22 protein-coding genes are annotated in these 22634 nt (G+C 40.9%); 13 read left to right on the forward strand and 9 right to left on the reverse strand.

Annotation, left to right across the window (positions count from 1 at the left end; genetic code table 11):
- The first annotated feature begins 17 nt into the window (after nucleotides 1-17).
- The 4 genes from ACQY4U_RS17560 (at nucleotide 18) to ACQY4U_RS17575 (ending at nucleotide 3807) form a co-directional block, all read left to right on the forward strand.
- The gene (locus tag ACQY4U_RS17560) at nucleotides 18-1208 is read left to right on the forward strand and encodes a carboxypeptidase-like regulatory domain-containing protein (RefSeq protein WP_428330754.1); all 1191 of its coding nucleotides are present in this window, start codon (nucleotides 18-20) and stop codon (nucleotides 1206-1208) included.
- 125 nt (nucleotides 1209-1333) lie between these two features.
- Nucleotides 1334-2008 (forward strand): cytochrome c biogenesis protein, encoded by a 675-nt coding sequence (locus ACQY4U_RS17565; RefSeq protein WP_428330755.1) that lies wholly within the window; start codon nucleotides 1334-1336, stop codon nucleotides 2006-2008.
- Between the two features lies 1 nt (nucleotide 2009).
- Nucleotides 2010-2219: a CcmD family protein gene (locus ACQY4U_RS17570; RefSeq protein ID WP_428330756.1), complete on the forward strand. Its 210-nt coding sequence runs from the start codon at nucleotides 2010-2012 to the stop codon at nucleotides 2217-2219.
- A gap of 151 nt (nucleotides 2220-2370) precedes the next feature.
- The gene (locus tag ACQY4U_RS17575) at nucleotides 2371-3807 is read left to right on the forward strand and encodes a Glu/Leu/Phe/Val family dehydrogenase (RefSeq protein ID WP_428330757.1); all 1437 of its coding nucleotides are present in this window, start codon (nucleotides 2371-2373) and stop codon (nucleotides 3805-3807) included.
- A gap of 336 nt (nucleotides 3808-4143) precedes the next feature.
- On the opposite strand, the gene ACQY4U_RS17580 is transcribed toward ACQY4U_RS17575, so the two are convergent.
- Complete coding sequence (locus ACQY4U_RS17580; protein WP_428330758.1) at nucleotides 4144-5547, reverse strand: S41 family peptidase; 1404 nt, start codon at nucleotides 5545-5547, stop codon at nucleotides 4144-4146.
- Between the two features lie 404 nt (nucleotides 5548-5951).
- Here ACQY4U_RS17580 and ACQY4U_RS17585 point away from each other — a divergent pair, with 404 nt between their 5' ends.
- From ACQY4U_RS17585 to ACQY4U_RS17595, 3 genes are read left to right on the forward strand one after another with little or no spacing between them, the layout of a single operon-like run.
- Nucleotides 5952-6362 carry a cytochrome c maturation protein CcmE gene (locus ACQY4U_RS17585; protein ID WP_428330759.1) on the forward strand — a complete coding sequence of 137 codons (411 nt, stop codon included), beginning with the start codon at nucleotides 5952-5954 and terminating at the stop codon, nucleotides 6360-6362.
- A gap of 10 nt (nucleotides 6363-6372) precedes the next feature.
- A complete protein-coding gene (ccsA, locus tag ACQY4U_RS17590; protein ID WP_428330760.1) occupies nucleotides 6373-8856 on the forward strand; it encodes a cytochrome c biogenesis protein CcsA in 2484 nt (827 codons plus the stop codon).
- 8 nt (nucleotides 8857-8864) lie between these two features.
- Complete coding sequence (locus ACQY4U_RS17595) at nucleotides 8865-9584, forward strand: phytanoyl-CoA dioxygenase family protein (RefSeq protein ID WP_428330761.1); 720 nt, start codon at nucleotides 8865-8867, stop codon at nucleotides 9582-9584.
- 13 nt (nucleotides 9585-9597) lie between these two features.
- Here the strand turns inward: ACQY4U_RS17595 and ACQY4U_RS17600 are convergent, their stop codons facing one another.
- Nucleotides 9598-10518 carry an alpha/beta fold hydrolase gene (locus ACQY4U_RS17600; protein ID WP_428330762.1) on the reverse strand — a complete coding sequence of 307 codons (921 nt, stop codon included), beginning with the start codon at nucleotides 10516-10518 and terminating at the stop codon, nucleotides 9598-9600.
- Nucleotides 10519-10610: 92 nt separating this feature from the next.
- Here ACQY4U_RS17600 and ACQY4U_RS17605 point away from each other — a divergent pair, with 92 nt between their 5' ends.
- The 6 genes from ACQY4U_RS17605 to ACQY4U_RS17630 all read left to right on the forward strand — a co-directional run bounded on the left by ACQY4U_RS17605 (nucleotide 10611) and on the right by ACQY4U_RS17630 (nucleotide 15017).
- A complete protein-coding gene (locus ACQY4U_RS17605) occupies nucleotides 10611-11378 on the forward strand; it encodes a Rossmann-like and DUF2520 domain-containing protein (RefSeq protein WP_428330763.1) in 768 nt (255 codons plus the stop codon).
- Nucleotides 11379-11409: 31 nt separating this feature from the next.
- Entirely contained in the window at nucleotides 11410-11742 is a 333-nt protein-coding gene (locus tag ACQY4U_RS17610; RefSeq protein ID WP_428330764.1) for a 2Fe-2S iron-sulfur cluster-binding protein, read from the forward strand.
- 41 nt (nucleotides 11743-11783) lie between these two features.
- Complete coding sequence (iscX, locus tag ACQY4U_RS17615) at nucleotides 11784-12026, forward strand: Fe-S cluster assembly protein IscX (protein WP_428330765.1); 243 nt, start codon at nucleotides 11784-11786, stop codon at nucleotides 12024-12026.
- Nucleotides 12027-12083: 57 nt separating this feature from the next.
- Nucleotides 12084-12605, forward strand: a complete 522-nt coding sequence (locus tag ACQY4U_RS17620; RefSeq protein WP_428330766.1) for a KdsC family phosphatase — start codon at nucleotides 12084-12086, stop codon at nucleotides 12603-12605.
- Nucleotides 12606-12633: 28 nt separating this feature from the next.
- Nucleotides 12634-13191, forward strand: coding sequence for a Maf family protein (locus tag ACQY4U_RS17625; RefSeq protein WP_428330767.1), 558 nt, complete (start codon nucleotides 12634-12636; stop codon nucleotides 13189-13191).
- A gap of 344 nt (nucleotides 13192-13535) precedes the next feature.
- The gene (locus tag ACQY4U_RS17630) at nucleotides 13536-15017 is read left to right on the forward strand and encodes a TlpA family protein disulfide reductase (RefSeq protein WP_428330768.1); all 1482 of its coding nucleotides are present in this window, start codon (nucleotides 13536-13538) and stop codon (nucleotides 15015-15017) included.
- Between the two features lie 48 nt (nucleotides 15018-15065).
- Here the strand turns inward: ACQY4U_RS17630 and ACQY4U_RS17635 are convergent, their stop codons facing one another.
- The 7 genes from ACQY4U_RS17635 to sucC all read right to left on the reverse strand — a co-directional run bounded on the left by ACQY4U_RS17635 (nucleotide 15066) and on the right by sucC (nucleotide 22519).
- On the reverse strand, nucleotides 15066-17063 hold the full coding sequence (locus ACQY4U_RS17635; protein ID WP_428330769.1) for a M1 family metallopeptidase: 1998 nt from the start codon (nucleotides 17061-17063) through the stop codon (nucleotides 15066-15068).
- 76 nt (nucleotides 17064-17139) lie between these two features.
- Complete coding sequence (locus tag ACQY4U_RS17640) at nucleotides 17140-18066, reverse strand: exopolyphosphatase (RefSeq protein WP_428330770.1); 927 nt, start codon at nucleotides 18064-18066, stop codon at nucleotides 17140-17142.
- A gap of 78 nt (nucleotides 18067-18144) precedes the next feature.
- Complete coding sequence (gene dnaJ, locus ACQY4U_RS17645; protein WP_428330771.1) at nucleotides 18145-19314, reverse strand: molecular chaperone DnaJ; 1170 nt, start codon at nucleotides 19312-19314, stop codon at nucleotides 18145-18147.
- A gap of 123 nt (nucleotides 19315-19437) precedes the next feature.
- The gene (locus tag ACQY4U_RS17650) at nucleotides 19438-20004 is read right to left on the reverse strand and encodes a nucleotide exchange factor GrpE (RefSeq protein WP_428331758.1); all 567 of its coding nucleotides are present in this window, start codon (nucleotides 20002-20004) and stop codon (nucleotides 19438-19440) included.
- A gap of 188 nt (nucleotides 20005-20192) precedes the next feature.
- The gene (locus ACQY4U_RS17655) at nucleotides 20193-20876 is read right to left on the reverse strand and encodes a cell division ATP-binding protein FtsE (protein WP_428330772.1); all 684 of its coding nucleotides are present in this window, start codon (nucleotides 20874-20876) and stop codon (nucleotides 20193-20195) included.
- 94 nt (nucleotides 20877-20970) lie between these two features.
- Entirely contained in the window at nucleotides 20971-21174 is a 204-nt protein-coding gene (locus ACQY4U_RS17660) for a fructose-6-phosphate aldolase (RefSeq protein WP_428330773.1), read from the reverse strand.
- Between the two features lie 94 nt (nucleotides 21175-21268).
- Nucleotides 21269-22519, reverse strand: coding sequence for an ADP-forming succinate--CoA ligase subunit beta (gene sucC / locus ACQY4U_RS17665; protein ID WP_428330774.1), 1251 nt, complete (start codon nucleotides 22517-22519; stop codon nucleotides 21269-21271).
- Nucleotides 22520-22634 lie beyond the last annotated feature (115 nt).

A 22634-nucleotide genomic window follows, 5' to 3' on the forward strand; every position in this document is an offset into this window, starting at 1 on the left:
AATTGTAATTTTAATTGATGCGATTCCCCTGGCTCATCCTTTTTTACTTATTAGTTCCGTTTGCTACGCTGGCGCAAAACGGAATAATTTCTGGTACTATTGTAAACTCAGAAACAAAAAAGCCCTTACCGCGGGCCAGTGTGTTTCTAAGTAATTCTTCTGTAGGTTCTGCAACGGCCGAAGACGGTAAGTACACCCTTTACGGGGTAAGGCCCGGTCAATATACCCTGGTAGTTACCATTTTAGGGTATGAGCAATACTCAAAAAGTGTATTGGTAGGTAACGAACCCATAAAGCTTAATATTGAATTAGCACCAAAGCCCCTGATGCTGCGTGAGGTAGTTATAGCCTCAAGCGCCGATTGGAAAAAGAACTATGAAGCCTTTCGTAAGGATTTCATAGGTACCGATCTAAATGCCAAAAGCTGCTTCGTGATGAATCCGCATATCCTGAACATCACCTACAATCCAACCAAACAAGTATTGCATGCCGATGCTGATGAGTTTTTAATTGTAGAGAATAAGGCACTGGGCTACAGGGTAAAGTACCTGGTTAATGATTTTAAGGTTGATCATATATCGGGCATCGTATCCCGGGAAGGGCAGCAGGTTTTTGAAGATCTGCCCGGCAGCGAGGCACAGAAAAAGAAGTGGCACCAAAAACGCGAAGAAGCTTATTACGGATCGGCCATGCATTTTTACCGCTCATTATACATGGATAAACTGGCTGAAGATGGTTTTGTGGTATACAAATATACCCGCTACCTTAACCCCGAAAGGCCAAGTGATGATGTGATACGCCGTAAGATCAAAATATTCAGAGATATGGGAAAGGCCGACTCGGGCAATTACTATATCGGGCTGGCAAATATGTCGAAATATTACCACGAAAATGTGCAGAAGCCGCCATACTCGGCATTTGAAATATTTTATAAAAGCGATCAGCCTGGTATTTATGCCATCCATTTTCAAAACTACCTGTATGTTACCTATACCCGCAGGCGCGATGATACTTACGACAGGGATTTGTACCGCCCGCTGGATATGTCAAACTTTGAAACAAGCGTAATCACCTTATCAGCTCCTTACGCACTTTTTGATACCAACGGAATTATTGTAGCCAATTCGCCATTATACGAGGGTGCCTGGGCAAGGGCAAAGGTATCTGACCTGCTGCCGGTTGATTATGTGCCCGATGCTAAGTATTAAGCAGCGGCCAAAGGTTTGATTAAGCGGATTAGTTTTGAATAGGGTTTATAACTTAATCCACCTAAATAAACTGTGTAAACTACTCACTAATCAATAAAACAACTACCTTTGCATGCATAAATAATATGAAATTTATATATCAAACCTGGTGGAAAGTATTGGTGGTGATCCTCATTATTTACACCTTAATTGCAGGGATATTATTTGGCGTACCGCGCCTGGCCATATTGCACGAAACTATACGGAACCTTTATTTCCACGTGCCTATGTGGATGGCAATGCTTACCGTATTTACCATATCGGTTTTTTTTAGTGTGCTTTATTTACGAACGGAAAAAGAAGAGTACGATCTGATTGCTGTTGAGTGTGTAAATACCGGCATGCTGTTTTATTCGCTTGGGCTGTTAACAGGTATGCTTTGGGCTAAATACACCTGGGGCGCATTCTGGAGCGGCGATCCTAAACAGAATAGTGCTGCCATTGCCTTTTTACTTTACTGTGCCTACCTGGTGCTCCGTAACTCGATAGATGAGGAGCAGAAACGCGCCAAAATATCGGCCATCTATAACATCTTTGCTTTCCCGATAATGATTGTGCTGATATTTGTTTTACCACGTTTAACAGGTTCACTGCACCCGGGCAGCGGTGGTAACCCCGGCTTTAACAAGTATGACCTGGATAGCCGTATGCGCGTAGTATTATACCCTGCATTTATTGCATGGAGCTTCTTAGCAATCTGGATAGCATCTATCCGCTACCGCATCCGTTTAATTGAGTATAAAAAGAACGAAATAAGTTAACATGAAGAAAATATTGTTTTTGGCACTTTTGCTGCTGAGTTATGTAACCACTTTTGCACAGCAAACGCAAGACGTTGAAATGGCAGATGTGCTGCGCCGCTCGGGCAAGATCTACGTTGTGATCACTATTATCGTTATAATTTTTGTTGGTTTGGCGATCTATTTGTTCTCAATAGACAGGAGATTAAAAAAAATCGAAAAGGAAAAGTAGTTCAAATGTTTGCCCTATTGGGTTTAAACAAACATATAAGTGTAAGATTAGTGGGCGGGAAGAATTTGTCGATAATTAATTTGCGATATTGATAAAAATTGTACCAAATTTGTGCACTTTTTTAAGGATTTAATAATTATAAACAAAAGTTATGGCTACTAATAATTCGGTTGCTGATCAGGACACTCACTTTTTTGGTGATGTATGTAAGAATTTTGATTACGCCGCGCAATTTACCAAGCATGATACCGGTCTGTTAGATCAGATAAAATCATGTAACAGTGTTTACCGTTTTCGTTTTCCAATCCGTCGCGGAAATGGTTTTGAAGTAATTGATGCCTGGAGGGTTGAACACTCACAGCACCAATCACCAACTAAAGGCGGTATCCGCTACAGCGAAATGGTTAACGAGGACGAAGTGATGGCCCTTGCCGCACTGATGACCTACAAATGTGCTATCGTAAACGTTCCTTTCGGGGGTGCTAAAGGGGGGATCAAAATCAACCCAAAAAACTACACCGTACAGGAGCTTGAAAATATTACCCGCCGTTATACGGTTGAACTGATCAAGAAAAACTTTATTGGCCCCAGCATTGACGTACCTGCACCGGATTATGGATCGGGCGAGCGTGAAATGAGCTGGATTGCCGATACTTATGCTACCATGAACCCGGGCCAGTTAGATGCAATGGGTGCAGTAACAGGCAAACCAATTGCATTACACGGTATTGCAGGCCGCCGCGAGGCTACCGGCAGGGGCGTTGCTATAGCCATACGCGAATGTGTGAGCGTTGGCGAGGATATGCAGAAGATTGGCTTATTGCCCGGCATATCAGGCAAAAAGGTAATTGTACAGGGTTTGGGTAACGTAGGTTACCACTCGGCTAAATTTTTAGCAGAGTTTGGCGGTATAGTTGTTGGCCTTTGCGAATTTGAAGGTGCAATTTATAACGAGGATGGTTTAGATGTGGAGGCTGTATTTCAGCACCGCAAAGCAACCGGTTCAATATTAGGTTACGCAGGTGCTAAAAAAGAGTTTAAAAACTCAATGGAAGGCCTGGAGCAACCTTGTGATATTTTGGTACCGGCTGCATTAGAGAACCAGATAACCGAGGCTAACGTTAATAACATAAAGGCAAAAATTATTGCCGAAGGTGCAAACGGCCCAACCACGCCCGAAGCCGAAACAATATTTTATGCTAACGGCGGTATCATTATCCCGGATATGTATGCTAATGCGGGTGGTGTTACGGTATCGTATTTTGAGTGGCTTAAAAACCTATCGCATGTTGCTTTTGGCCGCATGAACAGGCGCTTTGAAGAAAACACCAACCTTAACCTGGTAAACATGGTTGAAGGTATTACCGGTGTGGCTTTAACGCCAATGCAGCGCTCAACCATTATTAAAGGAGCGTCAGAGCTGGAATTGGTAAACTCAGGTTTGGAAGATACCATGATCCGCTCGTACCACGAGATCCGTGAGATATTGGTGAACAACCCTAAAATTGGTACCCTGCGCAGTGCAGCTATGGTAGGTGCTATCAATAAAATAGCTATATCATACCAAAACCTTGGTATCTGGCCATAAATAATATTGGAGATCCCCAACAGGATTAAAGTATTTAAAGCCCTCTTCAAAAAATTGAAGAGGGCTTTTTGTTTATATTAAAAATGCTGCAAATTATCTTATCAAAGATCTGTAACACTTATGATGCCTAACAGTCTAAATCGTGTTTAATCTAAACTTTTTCATAATAACTTATGAAATTTAAATCCCTCTTCATCTGTTTGAAGAGGGATTGCTTTTTACAGGAAAACGCTCATAATAAATAGCACTCAGGTTTATTCCATGAGATCGTAGAGGAAACTTATTTAACATCAAATATTGTAATGCCTCAACAAATCAACTACAGGAAGTTTTGTTTCAATTTTTATTAGCAAAATCAAGCACTTCATCAGTTGGCGATAGGGGGTTATGACTTATCAGATAATCAGGGATAACTGGATGCTGGTCTTTTGCATTCCCATTTGCTCTTACAAACTGTTTCGTCGATGTCGTAAAATTAAATCCAGTATTTGGAAGTTTAATGACAATAAGTTCACCATAATCGTTAGCCGGTTCACCTGAAGGTTCGCCAATTAGCTTGGCAAGTTTGTAATCCTGAATGGTATTAGCTAACATATTTGCGCTGGAAAAAGTGCGGGGGCCAATTAATACCCAAATTTTACCTTTATACCGAAGTGGATTTGCAATAGGCTTTTGTGCGTTGCTTCCCTTGTTCTCAATTAAAGTTCCATTCTTTGCATTTAAATAGTAGCTCATTCTTTTTGATGTATCCCTTTTAATTCGATCCTTATATTCCTGGCTGACTTTCCATTTAACACCGCCAGTCATACGGAATGGCTTTTCAGTAATGTAGCTTAACAATATTTCTGCCAGTGCAGAATTTCCACCGCCGTTATTTCTCAGATCAATGATCAGTTTATTCGGCGGGCTGTTTTTGATTATGGTAAAGCAAGAGTCAAGGAAATTTTTAAATATCTCTGGCTTAGCAGTTAGTGAATTTAAAGTAAGATTAGCGACGTTATTTTCCGAAATATAAAATGAATGGTCGGCTTTGGGCAAAGATTTCGGCAGCGTTTTGGCTATTTCTGAAACACGGGTAGTAAATGCTGACCAGGTAGAGGAACTCAAAGTGGAATGATAAAGCTTTCCGTCGCGGAGAAAATTAATTTCATATGGACCATCGATATGGTATAGGTATAAATATGCAATAAAATTTCTGCAAACATCTATTGAACGATATTGCTTAAGGCCTCCTGCATAACCACTCAACGTATCAATGAGCTTTGCAGAAGTTATCCCGTTAATACTAACGATCTGATCGCCGGTTTGTAACTTATTTTCTTTTGACGCGTCAGCCCGTACAATAAGGTTTACACCGTTAAACTCCTTTATAATTACCGGGAACAATATACTTTTGCCACTTTTTAATTGATTGCCTATGTCGTCGGGGTAATTAAAAACACTGTGTCCCTCATTTAATATACCAATCAAGCGAGATATAGCGGGCCACGCTTGTTCTCCGGTCATACCATCAAAAAAAGTGTTTCTAACACTATCAGTTATCTTTTGATACTTGCTTTTACTAATAGCATGGTACATATTTGGATGTACATCTGCTACAGTTTTTATCAAATAGGAAACATCGTCATTTAATTGCGCTTTAGAAAAGTGCCTTTCTGTAACAATAGTATCAACGTGGATGGCGTAACACCTTATAGTTACGGATAGTAAAATGACGGTAAAAAGAAAGTATGATCTCATAATTGGGAGACGATTTAAATATCAAAAAGGTTGCATTGAAGCGAATTTAAGAAAGATTATATTGTGTTTTTAGCCAAATGGGCATCTGGATAAACCAAGGGAAATTCGGAATGAAGCCAACAACATTTCTTTTTTTATGAAAGATAATTGTGGCCAGGAGTGTAAAGTAGTATTCACAGGCATGAAGCTTGATTCGCTGGAAAACGCTGCCGGGGTTTAGTTAAAGGGCACATGGAAGGCGACATATTCCATGCATCTTTAATAACAGCGATGGCGAAACCATAATTAGCCCTTATTTCTGTTGCTATTTATAATAGTTCTAAATAAGATTAATGTCTTGTAATAAACATTATTAAGTTAACGTTTTGTATTTTTGTAATCCAGATATAGGAGATAAACCGTTAATGAAAAGAAGTTCGATACTTGGTTTGGTTGTGATTGCTATAGCTATAGCAGTTATAATCTCTACATACTCCAGCTCAAGCACTTATGGTAATTTCAGCGATGCTAAAAAGACCACAAGCGAGCTACATGTGGTGGGTCATTTAGATAAAGGGAAAGAGCTTTACTACGATGCCACCAAGGATGCTAATTACTTCTCTTTTTTTGTGAAAGACAATAGAGGCCAGGAGTGTAAGGTAGTTTTTACAGGTACCAAACCGCAGGACTTTGAAAAGTCTGAACAAATTGTACTTACCGGGCAAATGATAGGCACCGAGTTTCATGCCTCAACCATCCTGATGAAGTGCCCGTCAAAATACACGCAGGATAAATTAGAAGTTACCGAGGCTAAAGCTAAAACAGCCGACATATAAAATCCATTTAATGAATACAGTTTTTCAAGGCGAACATCTGCTACCCGGTCGCCTGGGTCAGATATTTGTTATTATTTCATTCGGCGCGGCATTACTATCAACCATAAGTTATTATTTTGCTACTACCAGCACCAATAAGCTGGATACCTCGTGGCTCAAAATGGGCCGCATTGCGTTTTATATAAACTCGTTGTCAATTTTTGGCGTAGGGGTAGCACTGTTCTACATTATTTACAATCACTATTTTGAATATCATTATGCATGGGCCTATACTTCAAGGTCCTTGCCGGTTTATTATATAGTTTCTGGTTTCTGGAACGGGCAGGAGGGTGGCTTTTTGCTTTGGACCTTCTGGCAGGCTGTTTTAGGTAACATCCTGATCTGGAAATCAAAATCGTGGGAAAAGCCGGTAATGACCGTTGTTTCCTTCTCTCAGGTGTTTTTAGCATCTATGCTGTTAGGTATTGAGTTTTTTGGCGCAAGGATAGGCAGCTCGCCCTTCCTTTTGTTAAGAAACGCGGTTGAAGGCCCGATTTTTGCCCGTGCCGATTATCTTTCATTTATTAAGGACGGCCAGGGCATGAATCCCTTGCTGCAAAACTACTGGATGGTGATACACCCGCCAACCTTGTTTTTAGGTTTGGCATCGGTGGTTGTTCCGTTTGCTTATGCCATTGCCGGCTTATGGCAAAAACGCTATAAAGAATGGGTTGCCCCAGCCATATCATACGGATTATTTGCCGCCATGATATTGGGTACAGGCGTTATTATGGGTTCATTATGGGCTTATGAATCTTTAAACTTTGGCGGCTTCTGGGCCTGGGATCCGGTTGAAAATGCTTCCATATTCCCGTGGTTAACTTTGGTTGGCGCTTTACACGTATTAATTGTTTATAAAAATACAGGGCATTCATACTTTACGGCTACCTTTTTGGTGCTTATTAGTTTTGTAATGGTGTTGTATTCGTCGTTCCTGGCAAGGAGCGGTGTGCTTGGCGATACCTCCGTACACTCCTTTACCGATTTGGGGATGTTTTGGCACCTTATTACCTTCATACTGGTATTCCTGGTGTTGTCCATCTACTTTTTGGTGGTACGATTTAAAGAAATGCCGATCACCAAAAAGGATGAAGATACCTACTCGCGCGAGTTCTGGATGTTTGTGGGTTCTATCTTTCTTGGCTTATCATGCTTTCACCTTATACTGGTAACCTCTATCCCTGTTTGGAACAAGATGTTCGGTACCAACATTGCCCCGCCAATTGATTTGGTTGGCCATTACAATGTGATACAGGCATCATTTGCAATGGTTATTGCTTTATTAACAGGCTTTACCCAGTTTTTAAAATATAAAAAGACTGATATTACCCGGTTTTTTATCACCACCCTGCTTTATCTGGTATTTGCTGCATTAATTACCGCATTAATAGTTTATGCAAGCGGCTTATATAAACTGCATTTTGTATTCATTGTGTTGATGCTCGGTTCGGTATACTCTATACTGGCAAACGCCAAGGTATTAGCTGATGCGCTTAAGGGTAAGTTTAAATTAGCAGGATCGGCCGTGGCGCACATTGGTTTTGCGCTGATGTTAGTAGGTGCCCTGATTGCTGCCGGAACAAGAAAGGTAGTTTCAAAAAACGAATCAGGTTCATTGAACATTGTTAACGGTTTTGATAAGGCGGCCGGTGATGCGCACGAAAATATTGTGGTTTACAAAAATGAGCCTCTTAAAATGGGACCTTACACGGTAACATACGTTGGCGACTCGGTTTCTGAACCCAACCATTATTATAAAATAGACTATAAACGCTATGATGCTGCCGGTAAAATAACCGAAGAGTTTATGTTGAGGCCAAATGTGCAGATCAATCCGCAGATGGGGTTAACTGTAAACCCGGATACCAAGCATTACCTGTTTCATGATCTGTACACACATATCACCGCTATTCCTCCATTAAATGAAAAACCGGCCGGTGATGCGCAATCAGCAGCAGCGCATGGCGAAGAGGATGATAAAAACTATGATGCACCTATTTTGCATGAGGTTGCCGTAGGCGATACCATCCGATACCGCGATGGATATATGGTGTTAAAATCATTAAACAAAGAAGTACAGGTACAAAATATACCGCTTACGGATAGTGATGTTGCCATTGGTGCAAAAATTGAGATAGTAGCTCATGGTAAAACGTACGATACCGAGCCGGTTTACATGATAAAAAATAAAAGCGTGTTTGACTTTGCCCGCAAGGTAGAAGATGCAGGTTTAAAGCTGCGCCTTTCAAAGATCATTCCTGATAAAAGCAAGGTTGAGATCACCGTTTATCAGCAGCCACAAAGCAAAAAGCCTTGGATAGTAATGCGTGCGCTTGATTTCCCGTATATTAATTTCCTTTGGGCTGGTACGGTTATCATGATCATTGGTTTCTTACTTTCCATTTCAAGAAGAAATAAGGAATTAAAAATCACCAAAGCAGGGAAAGCTGCGTAAGTATTGTAATGGATGCTTTAAACATTCATCAGCAGGAAATAACTTCAAATGGATATACCATTTTAGAAGATATTTATACAGATGATGAAGTAGCCTCTATAATTGCTGCAATTGATGGGGCTGATCAGTCAGGGTCAACTTTTCGTATAACTGATGATCTTTTTGCCATAAGGCGATTTTTAAAGGGTGTACCTGATGTAAAGGGTTTACTATTTAATGAAAAGCTGAAAGCAATTATTGAAAACCTTTTCGGCAATGGGTATTTGATCGTTAAAGCTATCTATTTTGATAAACCTGAAAAATCAAACTGGTTTGTTGCCTGGCATCAGGACTTGACAATAGCTGTTGATAAAAAAGCAGAGTTACCTGGTTATGGCCCGTGGACTACCAAGTTAGATCAGTTTGCTGTACAGCCTCCGATTGAAATACTTCAAAATAATTTTACTATCCGGATTCATTTGGATGATACTGATGAGGGTAACGGTGCGCTGAAGGTTATTCCCGGCTCTCATCTTAAAGCCATATACCGGCCTGAAAATATCGATTGGCAAACTGAACGGGAAGTTTCGTGCAATGTTAAGACAGGTGGTGTTATGATCATGAGGCCGCTTTTAATGCATGCTTCAAATAGAACCACAACAAATCGTAAAAGGAGGGTTGCCCACATAGAATTTAGCAAAGCCGATTTACCTCATGAAATTAACTGGGCTGAAAAGGATACCATCTAAATAAATACCAACTCTATATCTTTAAAAAATCTGCAATTTTCGCGTTTACCTTATCAGGCTGTTCAATAAATGGCAGGTGGGCTGCATCATCCACCGGAAAAAAATCAACCTTTAAAACACTGCGTACCGAATCGCTGTAAGTAAACGGAACGGTATGGTCTTCTTTACCCCATATTAACAATACGGGTTTATGTACACTGTTTAGGCAGCTAAGGCTCTCTTTGGCTATATAATTATAATTAAACATAGTTGAGATCAATGCATTCCTGAAGCCTTCGTATTGCATTTGCACCAAATATTGGTTTACCCAATCCGGATGACGCTTAGGGTATTTAAAATCGCTCAGCTGGCCATTAGCACGTTCGTCACCATGTGTAGCTTCGTAATAATGCAGGTAAAATGTAGGCGCGGCTGGTTTCATGTTTAAATAAATAGGATCAATCATTATAGCTTTGCTCACTAAGTCGGGATGCTTGCAGGTAAAGTTAACCACCACGCCACCGCCAAATGATACCCCGGCAATACTAACGGGTGTTTTTAAATGCAGCTGTTTAATAAGCTCTAAAAGCTGATTGTTATATAAATCCTGATTGTAAACCACATCGGGCCGGTCAGAGTACCCACGGCCATACATATCATATCTTAAAACTTTAAATCCCTTTTTTACAAGGTACTCGTAAGTGCCATCCCAAATAAAATAGGGTACACTAAAGCCATGTATCAATATAACCACTTTGCCGGTATCGGGGCCTGTTAGCTGATAGTGGGTTATTCCCTGGCTTAATTTAATGTATTGGCCTGTGGTTGCTTTTCTTTCTTTGTCGGTTAAATCCTTTTTTTCCTTATCCTTGCCCTTATAAACAACGGTTAAAACTATTGCGGCAGCGGCTAATAAAAATAAAAGGGTAATAAAACTTAGTTTAAGTATTTTCATGGCAGATTAAGGTAGGTAAGATGCTATGTTTGCTAAACACTAAAATAAAATAAATATTTAGCTTATTATCAGATATCTAAATTTAATGATAGATGCGTATTAGTATAATTGGTTCGGGAAATGTTGCCACACACCTGGCGGCGGCGTTTAAAAATGCCGGGCACCGCATTATCCAGGTATATAGCAGGGACATGTATAATGCCGCATTGCTGGCTTACCATGTGGGTGCAGAGGCTATTGATAACCTGGATTTAATTAACCCTGAAACCGATATTTTCATAATAGCCGTAAAAGACGATGCCATTTTAACGATTGCGGTTGCATTGATTCAATTCCAAAAACTAATAGTACATACATCTGGTGCTACGCATATTGAAGCATTGCTGGCGCTTACTGAAAATGCAGGCGTATTTTATCCGCTGCAAACGTTTAGTAAAACCAAAGAGGTTGATTTTTTAACCGTTCCGCTGTGTATTGAAGGGGGAAGCGAGCAAATAACCCGGCACCTGGAAGAATTGGCCCGCACGGTGAGTAATAAGGTTTACCGTATCAATTCGTCGCAGCGCAAAACGCTGCATTTGGCTGCCGTATTTGCCTGCAATTTCCCTAATTATCTATACAGTATTGCACAGCAGCTTTTGGCAGATAATAACATGGGGTTTGAAATGCTGCGTCCGCTGATATTAGAAACTGCCCAAAAAGTTCAAAATCACTTGCCCGTAGCTGTGCAGACAGGGCCCGCGGTACGCAACGACGAAAGTACAATGGCCACGCACCTGCAAATGTTGAACGACGAATCATTTAAAACGCTATATAGTCTATTAAGTCAGGGGATTATCAAAAACAATAAAGCTGGCTAAGTACACGGGTAATTTTGTTACTTTTGCGGAAATGAACATTTTTAAAGTAAAGGTAAACTTTGAGGCGAAAGGGCTTGAAAGCATTGAATTACCAATTGCCGAGGGCGAATCTGTATTAGATGTTTGCCTGGAGAACGGCATTGAATTGCAGCATAATTGTGGTGGTGTTTGCGGTTGCAGTACCTGCCATGTATATGTAAATAAGGGGATGGATAATATCCAGGAGATATCTGACAAGGAAGAAGATTTTATTGACCGTGCGGTAAACCCGCGCATCAATTCGCGCCTGGGTTGCCAGTGTATTATAGTTGACGGCGATATTGAAGTAACTTTGCCCGATCAGTCTAATTTTTTAGGCCACTAACAGCTTACCGCAACCACCAAACGTATTTAGTACAAAACAAAATGACCGATAATAAATTCTCATTACCTATCCACTGGAACGACCACGAAGATATTGCCATTGAACTTTACGAAAAGTTTGGTGATGATTTTGACGAATCAAAAATATACCGCATCCGTTTTACTGATCTATTAGAATGGATCCTTAGCCTGCCGAATTTTGCAGATACCCGCGAGCAATCAACTGAAGGCCATTTGGAGCAAATCCAATCAGCCTGGGTTTACGAGTGGCGCGATAATCAATAGTTTCCGATCCCTGTAAGTAAATCAATTAGTCAATCAGTAAAAAAATTTAACATTTCAGTGGAATCATTCCTAAACAAGCTTAAAGAAATAACCACGTTGGTTTTTGATGTGGATGGTGTACTAACCGATGGATCTGTTTTTGTAACCGAAGAGGGGCTGCAAAGCCGCGCATTTAACATAAAGGATGGTTATGCTTTGCAGTTAGCCGTTAAGTGCGGTTATAATGTATGCTCGGTATCGGGCAGCAGATCAAAAAGTGCATTGTACCGATTAAACAGCTTAGGCATTAAGGATGTTTACATGGGGATTCATACCAAAATTGAAAAGCTGAAGATCTACCTGGAAGAAAAAAGTATCAGCCCTGAAAATGTGTTGTACATGGGTGATGATATTCCTGATTTAGAGGTAATGAAATACGTAGGCCTGCCGGTTTGCCCGGCTGATGCTGTAGAAGAAATCAGGGCGGTAAGCAAATACATTTCTCACTTACCGGGTGGAAAGGGCTGTGCCCGTGATGTAATTGAAAAAGTGCTGAAGATACAGGGCAAATGGATGAAGGAAGAAGCTTACAGCTGGTAGGTTAAATTACTCAGACAAAGACTAACTTATGAACAAGATCATCCTCGCATCAAAATCTCCACGCCGGCAGGAACTGCTAAAGCTGATGGATATTGAGTTCCGCATTGTATTAAAAGATGTGGATGAATCATACCCTGCTGATTTAAAGCCCGAGGAAATTGCTGTTTACATTGCCGAGAAAAAAGCAAAAGCATTTGACGAAACCGTAGGAGAGGAGATAGTACTCACTGCCGATACCATTGTTTGTATTGACGACCAGATATTAGGCAAACCAGAAAATGCCGAACATGCGGTGCAAATGCTGCAGCTATTATCAGGCAGAATGCACAGGGTGATAACCGGTGTTTGCCTGTTTTATAACCAACAATACCATAGTTTTTATGATGTTTCGGAAGTATATTTTGGTAAACTATCTGATGATGAGATCAAAAATTATGTTGACAAATATAAGCCCTTCGACAAAGCCGGCTCATACGGCATACAGGAACGGATCGGCTTGATCGGTATTGAAAAGATCAACGGCTCCTACACCAACGTAGTGGGTTTACCTACCGAAAAATTATACAGAGAATTAGCAAAGCTCTAAGCCTGATTTCTTAAATCAAATAATCCCTACGAAGATAGGGTAGCCCTTACATGGCATAGGCACTCTTTTAATTCATTTCTACAAATGGGTAGCCTCTACGAGGTATTAATAAAAGCTTTAAAGGATTTATTAGTAAGCAGATCTGCCCCCGTAGGAGTTGCCTATTTTTAGAAAAAGCCCCAATAAAAGCCTTGCCCTGTAAGGGCTACCCTTAACACACATTTTTCAATGGGGTAAAAAAGCATTAAATTTTTTAATAAGCTATTGTTTAACTAAATAATTAGTTGTAAATTAATCCTGCCAATACCTAATACCTATTAATCTAAATGTTATGAAAATTGCTGTTGTCATATTATTTATACTCCTGTTTTTTTACAAGTGCCAAAATAAATGCACAAAAGGCTAATGTAAATATTATAACTACCGGCTACCAAGGTAATGTTGATGTATTTGATCCCGCCGTAAATTACAACCCCAAGGATTTTATCTCCATTATACCTGTGGATAAAAACGGAAAAGCGGTTTATACCACAGATGTATCCAGCCCAAGGTACATCGTCATCTATTTTAATTTACCGGGTAATATGCAGATCCCATATTGCTTGTTTTTATCCACGGGGAATGACCTATCGTTTAAAATTTTGTTTACCAATAACATTCCTAAAATAAGCGTATCAGGAAAAGGCAGCAATAATAATCAGCCTGAAATATTTGCGCTAACCAATCCCGATCTGACAAAATTTAAGGGCGATGTATTACCCAACCGTGTAATAGCTTATATAAAAACTCAGGAAGGGCAGAATAAAATTATCTTAAAGCAATACATCAAAAAATACAAACCTTCGGCAGCATTTATAAAAAATGCGCTAATAAATAACCAATATTTTGCACTGAATAATTATTACGAGTTCTATCATTATAAATACCTTCCTTTTACAAATAACCCGGAGCATGACCAGTGGCAAAGGGTTGAGGATAGTTTGCTGGCCAAGCATAAACTTAATAACGATGATGCTTTAACCGCATACAATTACGATCATTTTATCGGAAATTTCCTGATCCAGGAAGGGCCGATTTTAAGAAGTGAGGAGCTGCAGCAACCCGCCAAGTTCTACAGGGATTTTTACCAAACTACGGTTAAAAAAGGCAGGGTAATATATGCGGCCGAAAGTAGAAACCTTTTCTTTGAAAGTATTATAAATAAATATTTTACCGGTAAAACCCGCGAACGCGTATATGCGCAAATGCTTAGGTTTCACCTGCGTTTTAACCATTATGAAGATCTTGAACTGGTATACAGGCATTTTAAAAGTAAATATCCTTCAAGCAGCTACATTCCCATATTTAGCAGCGCTATTGCTGAAATAGTTACCAAAGAAAAACAAACACTAAACAGTAATATGGTATTTGTTACTGACAATGGAACTAAGTTAAATACACTGGAAGATGTAGTACACCTGATGAAGGGAAGAACAACTTTTGTTGATATGTGGGGCACATGGTGCGGCCCATGCCGGATTGAACTTGAAAAGTTTACGCCGCAAATAAGGGAACATTTTAAAGGTAAGGGTATTGCTTTCTTATATATCGCTAATAATGATAGTGACCATAAAGAGCAATGGAAAAAAGTAATAGAGTTTTATAAAATAGAAGGCATACATATATTAGCCAACGAACACCTTAATAATGATATTATGACAAAGATAAAATGTACTGGCTACCCCTCGCATTTTATCATTAAAAAAGATGGATCGATCCTGAAAACCAAAATACAGGATGAGGCCCAAACGCAAGAATTGATCAAAGAAATAGAGGCATCGCTGTAAGCAATAAACCCTTACAAAAGTTTAATCCTTCGTAAGGGTTTATTGCTATTATTTTAGCATGATCGTATTGTTTTTCCTGTTAATATCCGGTAGGGAATTGTCCGGGTCAACGGTTACACTTTCTACTTCGGTTGTGGTTGGCAGGGTATAGGTTATGGCCTTGTTTTGCAGCCATGTTTCAACCGGGAAATAAGTGCGTTGCTTGCTGCCGTCTTTCAATTTAACTTCAACGGTAAACGGAAATACCATTTGCTCTTTGTTGGCAACGGTTATTCTTAAACCATTTTTAGGGTCGTTGTTTATATATTTAGCGTCAATCAGGGCTAAATCAAATGTCCAGTTATTATAGAACCAGCCTTTCCAGAACCACGACAGATCTTCGCCACCACCATTTTCCATCGCCCTGAAAAAGTCATCAGGCTGCGGGTGCTTGTAGGCCCATTTATGGATGTAGTTTTTAAACGCATAATCAAACCGGTCTTTCCCCAATATTTGCTCACGCAGTAATACCAGGCCAAATGCAGGTTTAAAATAAGTTAAAGGATGGCGGTATTTTTCGCCGGTAGCATCGGCGGCCGTCATAATTGATGGTGCATCTTTATCAGTAATAATAGGGATGATCTCATCGGCAGGATTGCCGCCACCCGGCGCATATTCACTATCGCGTTTAGGGGCGTACTCGCCGTGGTTAAATTCATCCGATGCATAAACATCAATAAATGTATTAAAGCCTTCGTCCATCCAGCCAAAGCGGCGCTCATCGCTCCCCACAATCATCGGGAACCAGTTATGACCTATCTCGTGCGCGGTAACCCAGTAAAGCTCTTTGCCTTTGTCTGTAATGCCATCAAAAACAATTCCGGGGTATTCCATACCACCGGCTATACCGGCCTCGTTAATGGCAACAGGCCAGGGGTAAACAAACCATTTGGCCGAAAAATATTCTATCGATTTCTTTAAATACTCCGTAGCTCTGCCCCAGGCCTCGTTGCCTGCGCTTTCAACCGGGTAAACAGACATGGAGAGCGACTTTTTACCGCCCGGCAGGTTGACTCTTGCCGCATCCCATACGTAGGCCTTTGAAGCGCCAAAGGCTACATCGCGGGTGTTTAGCATTTTAAAGTGCCAGGTTAACGTACCCTTATTTGTTGGGCGCGATGATGGATTGGTTACCTCCTCAACACTCCTGATCATTATGGTTTTATCGCTGTTGCGGGCAGCATTAAGGCGGCTTACCTGTTGTGCGGTCAGTACCTCCTTAGGGTTAAGCAACTCACCCGATCCTGCAACTATCATATCAGCGGGCACGGTTACCTGGTAATCAATATCGCCATACTCTAAATAAAACTCGCCGCTGCCTAAAAACGGTAAGGTATCCCATCCTCGCGAATCATCATAAACACACACTCGGGGAAACCATTGCGCTATTTCATAGATCTTGCCATTTCTGGTATCCACGTAATCTGTGCGGTTACCAAAGTTGCCGGGGATGGTGTATTTGTATTTAATAATTAGGTTTATTGTACCTCCGTTTGGCAAAACAGCCTTTGGCAAACGGATCTGCATGCGGGTATCGGTAACAATAAATTCTGCCTTTGTGGATACATTGCCACTGCTGATAGAAATGGATTCTATCTGGTATCCATCAGTATGCTGGTTTGGCCCGGGCGTAAAGCCGGTAACAAAGTTTGACCGTGCTGTTTTTTTATAGGTATTCTGATCTAATTGCAGCCATAAAAACTGCAAAGCATCGGGGCTGTTGTTGGTATAGGTAAGTTTTTCGGTAGCGGTAAGTGTTTTGGCGGTGGTATCTAAAACTGCGTTTAGAGTATAATCAACGCGGTTTTGCCAGTATTTAAGCCCCGGTTCGCCATTTGCGGCATGTACTTCGTTCCCTTTCTGGCTGTAAAATAATGGAGAGAACGCTGCCGATGGCTCATAATTGGTAGTTATGGTATCGTTGGTGTTTGTGCGGCGCCGTCTTTGTGCCTGTGTAATGGTAGCTATAAACAAAAGCAGGCCCAAGCCTATAAATTTCAATTTCATAATATAATGCCAGTTAATAGCCAGCAATATACAAATGATGCCTTGAAATTTTGATTTGCTTTTAAAATGATACAAATTAGCCCAGCAGATCGGCCATGATACCTTCTTTTAAAGAGTTTGTTGACATGGCTATTTTATTGATGTCTAATTTCTCGATGATAAACCTCGTCAATATCGAAGCCGTAACTATCATATCAACCCTTACAGGGATAATTGCCTTATTACCCAAACGTTGCTGGTGCGATGACAGAATAATACTTTCTATCAATGTTAAAAGCTGGTCCTTTTCAAAAAGGTAATAAGGTGTTTTTTTCAGATCGAAAAGCTTACCCTTGTTTATCTCAATGATACCGGCATAGCTTTCAAATACGCCCGATGAACCTATAATATGAGCAATAGTATAGTTTTTAGCCGCTGCAAAAAATGGGGTAAGTCTATCCTGCAAATAAAGCTGTAAGGCAGTAATAGATTCGGGTGGGATAGGGTCATTCTTATGGAACATATCCATCAGCCGGGCTGCGCCAATTTCAAAGCTTTGTTTCCATTTAATTTCATCCTGGTTGCAGATGATAAATTCAACGCTGCCGCCGCCAATATCAACTATCAGGCTGTTTTTATCTGTTAAGCAGTCCGCAGCTTTAACACCTTTGTAAATATAGGCCGCTTCCTCATCGCCATTAATAATTTCTATGTTGATGTTTGCTTTGGCTTTAACCTCGTTAATAAAATCCTGCCCGTTGGCGGCACCCCGCAATGCCGACGTAGCTATGGCTTTTACCTTTTCTGCGCCGTTTGCTGCAATGTGTGCCGCAAAGTTTTGCATGGCAATAATTCCCCGCTCAAAAGCTGCCGGTTGTATCAGGCCCTTATTGATGCCGCCTTCGCCCAGTTTAACAGCATCCTGCAGGTGCAAAATTTCTTTATAATCAGCACCTTTGCCTTCAGCTATCAGCAGGTGAAAGGTATTGGTACCAAGATCCATTACGGCAACGGGCTTATTCATGTATCTAAAATAAAGAATCCCTTAAATTGTTTAGAATTTAAGGGATTTAAATATATGTTTCAAACTTTGGCTCTGATATTACTCAAAGTATTCCTTCATCCGTTCAAAAAAGCTTTTTTCGTTTTTACCCGGGTTTGGTTTAAAGTTTGGTGAGTTCTGTAGTTTTTCTAACAGGTCGCGCTCTTCGCGGCTTACTGCTTTTGGTGTCCATATGTTGATATGCACCAACTGGTCGCCACGGTGATAAGAGTTTACCTCTGGTACGCCTTTGCCTTTAAGGCGCAGGATTTTACCGCCCTGTGTGCCGGCATCAATCTTTATTTTAACCTTGCCGTCAATGGTAGGTACTTCAACACTGGTACCTAAGGTAGCATCAACAAAGTTTACATGTAAATCATAGATCACGTTGTTACCATCGCGTTTTAACGTTTCGTGCGGGATCTCTTCAATCAGGATGATCAGATCGCCGGGAACACCGCCGCGTGGGGCAGCATTGCCTTTACCGCTCATGCTTAACTGCATACCTTCGCTTACACCTGCCGGGATATTGATGCTGATAGTTTCTTCGCCACGAACAACACCATCACCATGACATACGGTGCATTTTGACAGTATGGTTGCGCCTTCGCCATTACAGGTAGGGCAGGTGCTGGTAGTTTGCATCTGGCCCAATATAGTATTGGTTACCCTGCGTACAGCGCCTGAGCCGCCACAGGTTTTACAGGTTTGGAACGATGCCTTATCTTTTGCACCCGATCCGTCGCATGTTTTACAAACTATCTGTTTGTTAACTTTTATTTTCTTTTCGGCGCCGTTAGCAATTTCTTCAAGTGTTAACCTTACTTTGATGCGCAGGTTGGTACCACGGGTAACCCTGCGACCGCTTGCGCCACCACCACCCTGACGGCCACCGCCAAAAAAGCCTTCAAAAGGACTGCCCCCGCCAAAAATATCACCAAACTGGCTAAATATGTCGTTCATATCCATACCGCCACCGCCATAGCCGCCACCATTGGCAGATTGTGCGTTGGCTGCATGGCCAAACTGATCATAGCGCTGGCGTTTTTCAGTATTACTTAATACCTCGTAAGCTTCGGCTGCTTCCTTAAACTTATCTTCAGCCGCTTTATCGCCCTCGTTTTTGTCGGGGTGATATTTAATGGCCATTTTGCGATAAGCTTTTTTGATCTCATCAGCATTGGCACCTTTTGCTACGCCCAATATATCGTAGTAATCTCTCTTAGCCATCTTATTATTTTATTTCGGGATACCGGGAGTTTAATAGCCAGCCGGAATTTAATGTTCAATTAATTAGGGTATGATATTTTGGGGCAGATAACTGCAACCTTACATCCCTTAATCTGTTACAGATTATGCGCCTACAATTACCTTGGCAAAACGCACTACCTTATCATTAAGGTAATAGCCTTTTTCCATCTCATCAATCACTTTTCCTTTCCATTCATCGGTAGGGGCAGGGATATTGGTAATAGCTTCGTGCAGTTCGGCATCAAACGGATTACCTATTGATTCCATTGCTTTTAAGCCTTTTTGTGATAGCAAGCCTTTTATTTTATTCTGAACTAATATTACACCTTCTTTAACCGGGGCAACATCTGTAGCGCCTTCCATTGCTCTAAGGGCACGTTCAAAATCGTCAAGCACGGGTAGTAAAGAAACAATTACATCTTTGCCTTCCATTTTGCGGGCATCTTCACGTTCTTTAGTAGTACGTCTTCTGAAATTATCAAATTCGGCGTATAAACGCAGGTACTTATCGTTAGCGAGTGCCAATTCTTCTTTAAGTGTATCAACCGGCGATGGTGTGTTATCAACTACATCGGCAGATTGCTGCTCTTGTTCTTGTTCGTTCTCGTTAGTCATATCGTTTATATCTCCAGTGTTAACTGAATCCTCTTTCTTTTTTTTCTTCAACATGTCGTTAAAATTCATAGCTAAATAGTGCCAATCAAGTATCCTGCCATAGGCTTAAAGCCGACAAGCTGTCAGTAATAATTGGCGGGAACTGATTTGTTTGCAGATGGCAGTGTTCAGTTGGCAGATATTAAGCAATTGGCAGTTATGCCTGCTGTCTTACCAATTGCCGGTAACCAACCTTAAAATATTTAGGAGATTGTCACATCTTCCAGTACCTTGCCGTTTTCGCACTTAATAATGCGGGATGGGAATGTGCGGATAATATGATAATCGTGCGTAGCAATAAGTACTGCCGTGCCTGATTGGCTGATCTGTTTAAGCAGCATCACAATCTCTTCGGATGTTTCCGGGTCAAGGTTTCCGGTTGGCTCATCGGCCAGTATAATTTCAGGATCATTAAGCAAGGCACGGGCAATTACCACACGCTGCTGCTCGCCACCTGATAGTTCATGCGGCATTTTTTTTAGTTTCGACCTTAGGCCAACTTTTTCCAATACATCAAGCGCTTTATCGGCAATTAGTTTTTTATCGGTCCAGCCGGTTGCGCGCATAACAAACTGCAGGTTTTGTTCTACAGAACGATCGGTAAGCAACTGGAAATCCTGGAAAACAATACCAAGCTTACGGCGCAGAAAAGGGATGTCATTACTTCTGATCTGTTTTAGCTCATAACCGCAGGCATGGCCCTCGCCGGTTGTGATGTTAAGATCGCCATAAATAACTTTCAGCAAGCTGCTTTTTCCGGAGCCTGTTTGTCCAATCAGCCAAACAAAATCGCCTTTATCAATATGCAGATTAACATTTGACAGCACCAAATGGGCCTGCTGAAATATATCAACGTTTTGCAGCTTTATAATTGAGTTCCCGATCATATTATTAAGTTCATTAATTACTGGGCATTGGTTAGCTGTGAATGTCTTCGTTGTTAAACTAATAACAATAACTGCTAACTAACGATCAATAATTTTAAAGCTCTAATTTTAAGATCTGCCCAAAGGGCAGATCTTTTATAATATTCATTATGTATTCTGCCTGGTCGTGCAGGCCAACTTTATCTAATGATTTTTCGGGCCTGTCAACCCTGAAATAAGCAAGCAGTGTAAACTTCTCATCCCTTAGCTGTACGTAATCAGGTATTTTGGCAACGCCTTTAACTTTAATTATATACATTCTTTATGGTCATTAGTCATTCTGTCATTAGCCATTACATCTGTTATAGATTGGCTTTCACCAATAATTACGCAATGTCTAATAGAATTAGCAATTAAAGTGCTAATACTTCTTTAACTCTTTCGGCAGCTTCTTTCAGCAATATTGCCGAGAAAACTTTTAGCCCTGAGTCATCAATCAGTTTTTTGGCTTCAACAGCGTTGGTGCCTTGTAAACGAACGATGATAGGTACCGGGATGTCGCCAATTTCATGGTAAGCATCAATAACACCTTGTGCAACACGGTCGCAACGAACTATACCACCAAAAATATTGATCAGGATAGCCTTAACATGCGGGTCTTTTAAAATGATATTGAAAGCAGCTTTTACAGTTTCGGCATTAGCGGTACCGCCAACATCCAAAAAGTTAGCAGGCTCGCCACCGGCAATTTTAATAATATCCATTGTTGCCATAGCTAAACCTGCCCCGTTAACCATACAGCCAACGTTACCATCAAGCTTAACAAAGTTCAGGTTTGATTTGCTTGCTTCAAATTCCATCGGGTCTTCCTCGTTGGTATCGCGCAGGGCAGCATAATCCGGGTGACGGAACAATGCATTATCATCAATGTTAACCTTAGCATCAACTGCTAATATTTTATTATCAGAGGTTTTTAAAACCGGGTTGATTTCAAATTGTGACGAATCGGTAGCATCATAAGCCTTGTATAAAGCGGTAATGAATTTAACCATATCCTTAAATGCATCACCGGAAAGCCCCAGGTTAAAGGCAATTTTACGCGCCTGGAAACCTTGTAAACCAACCTTAGGGTCAATTTCTTCCTTGTGGATCAGTTCGGGAGTTGAGTGCGCTACTTCTTCAATATCCATACCACCTTCGGTTGAATACATGATGATGTTGCGGCCTTTGGCACGATCAAGCAAAACGCTGATGTAAAACTCTTTGGTTTCGCTTTCGCCCGGATAATAAACATCCTGTGCTACTAAAATTTTACGTACCAGTTTACCCTCAGGGCCAGTTTGCGGGGTTACTAACTGCATACCTAATATACTTGCGGCTCTTTCTTTAACCTCATCTATATTTTTAGCTAATTTAACACCACCACCTTTTCCGCGGCCACCGGCATGGATCTGAGCTTTAATTACTACCCAGCTCGATCCGTAGTCTTCTTTCATTTTTTGAGCGGCTTCAACAGCTTGTTCAACGCTGTCGGCAACTATGCCTTCCTGAACCCTAACGCCAAAGCTTTTTAATATGGCTTTACCTTGATATTCGTGAATATTCATGTTTTTTGAAGAATTTGCGGTAAAGCTACTATTTTGTTTGAGAAATAGTGACCCCACTTTGGAGTTTAAGGATTACTTTTTACTTTAATATGGGCTTTTAATTTTGCAGGCCTGTTAAGGCCGGTAAATTTATCTCATCTGCGGTAAGCCGGGGCTAATCACCAATACAAAA

The organism is Mucilaginibacter sp. (assembly GCF_965277465.1).
In the GTDB taxonomy this organism is placed as follows: Bacteria; Bacteroidota; Bacteroidia; order Sphingobacteriales; family Sphingobacteriaceae; genus Mucilaginibacter.